At 59.2% G+C, this 2,515-nt stretch carries 3 protein-coding genes; 2 read left to right on the top strand and 1 reads right to left on the bottom strand.

Annotated elements, in window-relative coordinates:
- Window positions 1-576 precede the first annotated feature (576 nt).
- Entirely contained in the window at window positions 577-1,440 is an 864-nt protein-coding gene (locus CXY71_RS00265; protein WP_104133747.1) for a fumarylacetoacetate hydrolase family protein, read from the top strand.
- Between the two features lie 144 nt (window positions 1,441-1,584).
- The gene (locus CXY71_RS00260; RefSeq protein ID WP_158252903.1) at window positions 1,585-2,235 is read left to right on the top strand and encodes an IS30 family transposase; all 651 of its coding nucleotides are present in this window, start codon (window positions 1,585-1,587) and stop codon (window positions 2,233-2,235) included.
- Here CXY71_RS00260 and CXY71_RS00255 read toward each other — a convergent pair.
- A partial coding sequence (locus CXY71_RS00255; RefSeq protein WP_146072687.1) for a transposase occupies window positions 2,193-2,515 on the bottom strand: 323 nt, incomplete at its 5' end. The genes CXY71_RS00260 and CXY71_RS00255 overlap by 43 nt on opposite strands.

The raw sequence follows: 2,515 nt of genomic DNA, 5'->3' as shown, positions 1-2,515 counted from the left end.
CGCCGATCGAGTTTGAAATAATGGACCAACCGGCCTCACTCGCGGCCTAAATGAAGTGTCAACTAAACCTTCAGCAGTCCCCAACTTGTGTAGGTGGAGATGGACGATTCGAAATCAAATGGATGATGCCGGTGGAAAAGGCGCCCGAGCCAATGTGGTCGCCGCTGGGCGGATTGAATCAGGATATCCGTTCGGGTCCGGACCCTGAACATTTTGACGCCGTCAATATTGCAGTCCTGCAGCACCTTTCGGTGGATTCCGCCAGTCACAGCGGACTCTTGCAAAACCGGTTGGGATGTCTGCACCTGCCGTCGGGGAAAGGGTGACGCGACTTAAGCGATTGGGGTTGTTCCGCTGCCACATAAGCATGTGGGGAGGAGCATCGCCTGAACAGATTGTCGAGTTCTCGTCGCTGCATGTGGATCTTTTTCTGCTTAGTTCAGATGTCTTAATCCTTGCCCAGAGAGCGGCGGACGTTCTAGCCAGCGTTGCCGCGATCTAGGGCTGCTGCTGCTGATAACGGCGTTAGTGCCTAAGTCTCAGACCCTTTCATCGCCCTACAATCGGAGGTAAATCATGCTCATAGGAACCGTCAACAACCGGGCCTTCTTGATCCGAACTGCAGGAGGTCAGGTTCGGGGCCTCGACATCGCACAAACCAGCCAGGAGCGCTTCAGTTCCCAGACCACGAAGTTGCTGGATGACTGGGCGCTGTTACACGAATGGGCGAGATCATTGGATTTCGAGGGGGCTGGTGCACGGACTGTCGAAGCCTACGAATTGGAGGCTCCTATCGTCTCGCCCCGGCAAGTATTCGCAATTGGCATGAACTACAAAGACCACGCCGCGGAGGTCAACCTCGAACTGCCCACGACACCGGCAGTGTTCACCAAGTACGTCTCGTCACTCACCGGCGCAGTAGACACAGTGGAGCTCCCCAGCGAATCTGTCGACTGGGAAGTGGAGCTGGTAGCAGTGATCGGCATAGGAGGCCGAGATATTCCCGAAAGTGCGGCGCTGGAGCACGTGGCCGGCTACATGGTGGGACAAGACCTTTCCGACCGTGCCCTGCAGTTCGCCGGCGGTGGCGCACCCCAGTTCTCCGTCGCCAAATCCTATAAAGGCTTTGCGCCCACCGGTCCATGGATCACATCCAGTGACGAGATCGCCGACCCCGGCAATCTAACTATGAGATGCTCACGCGGTGACGAGGTGCTTCAGCACGGCAGCACAAGCAACCTGGTATTCGATATTCCCTACTTGATTCACCACCTATCTTCAATAGTCCTGCTTTACCCGGGGGATCTCATCTTCACGGGGACGCCCGACGGGGTAGGTTTTGGCCGTTCTCCACAGAGGTACCTTCTCCCTGGCGATGAGCTGGTCAGCTCTATCGAAGGCCTCGGAGAGATCCGCCAACGTTTCGTCCCCAGAAGCTAGGGCGGCTTCAAGGGGTCGTAGCAACACCGTATGAGTGAGGTGTTGTTGATGGCGTCGAGAGTGGTGTTGAAGGATCGCGAGAACTTGTTTTGGGATCGGGTCCGTGAGGGGATATCGGCGGCGGCCGCGTGCGAATCTATAGGAGTGAATCGCAGACAGGGATATCGGTGGATCAAGGCCGCTGGCGGGCGAATACCCGTTCCGGCCGTTGCGTCTTCGGGACGCTATTTGGGCCAAGAGGAACGTCTGCGCATCGCAGATCTGCGGCTTGGTGGTGCCGGCGTTCGCGCGATCGCACGGGATCTGGGGCGCTCCGCGTCGACGATTAGTCGGGAGTTGCGTCGCAACTCCCACCCGACAACGCGCAGCTACCGGCCGTATGCCGCGCAGAAACGCTGCGTGATCAGAGCGGGCCGGCCCAAGCCGAGCAAGCTCGACGACCGACTGCTTGCCGCTGCCGTGGAGGAGCGGTTGCGGAAGAACTGGAGTCCGCAGCAGATCAGCGGCGACCTCGCGGTCGTGTTCGCCGGGCAGGACGAACTGCAGGTATCCCACGAGACGATCTATCAAAGCCTCTACGTTCAAGGCCGTGGTTACGTTGAAGTTCACCTGCACCGGCACCTGCGACGGGGCCGATCAGCGCGGAAACCGCGGGCCACGCAGCTGACCGCGGCGGGTAAAATTCGCGACAAAGTGATGCTGAGCGAACGGCCCAAAGAGGCCAACGACAGGCTGGTCGCNCAATGTCTTTGTCAAGCGGTTTTGAGCATCGGGATCTCGGCTGGTTCCTGGTAGAGGGTGTGGTCGCGGAGCATTGCCCAGAGGACGTTGATGCGTCGCCGGGCGAGAGCGAGCAGGGTCTGTTTGTGGTTTTTCCCTTCGCGGCGCTTTCGGTCGTAGTAAGCCCTGGAGGCGGGGCTGTTCTTCAAGCTTGATAGTGCTGCGAGATAGCAAGTTCGTAACAGCCGTCGGTTGAATCGGCGGGGTCGGTGGGGGTTGCCGCTGATGCGACCGGAGTCTCTGGGAGCTGGTGCGACGCCGGCGACGCTGGCAAGTCGGTCCGGGTTTTCGAAGC

The organism is Cryobacterium sp. Y62 (assembly GCF_002929785.1).
Lineage (GTDB): Bacteria > Actinomycetota > Actinomycetes > Actinomycetales > Microbacteriaceae > Cryobacterium.
The sequence above is the reverse complement of the archived record's forward strand: the minus strand, read 5'-3'. Positions and strand labels throughout refer to the sequence as shown.

Excerpts from the sequence above, each read along its gene's own strand:
- CXY71_RS00265 (WP_104133747.1), top strand. The coding sequence starts at position 577 with ATGCTCATAGGAACCGTCAACAACCGGGCCTTCTTGATCCGAACTGCA.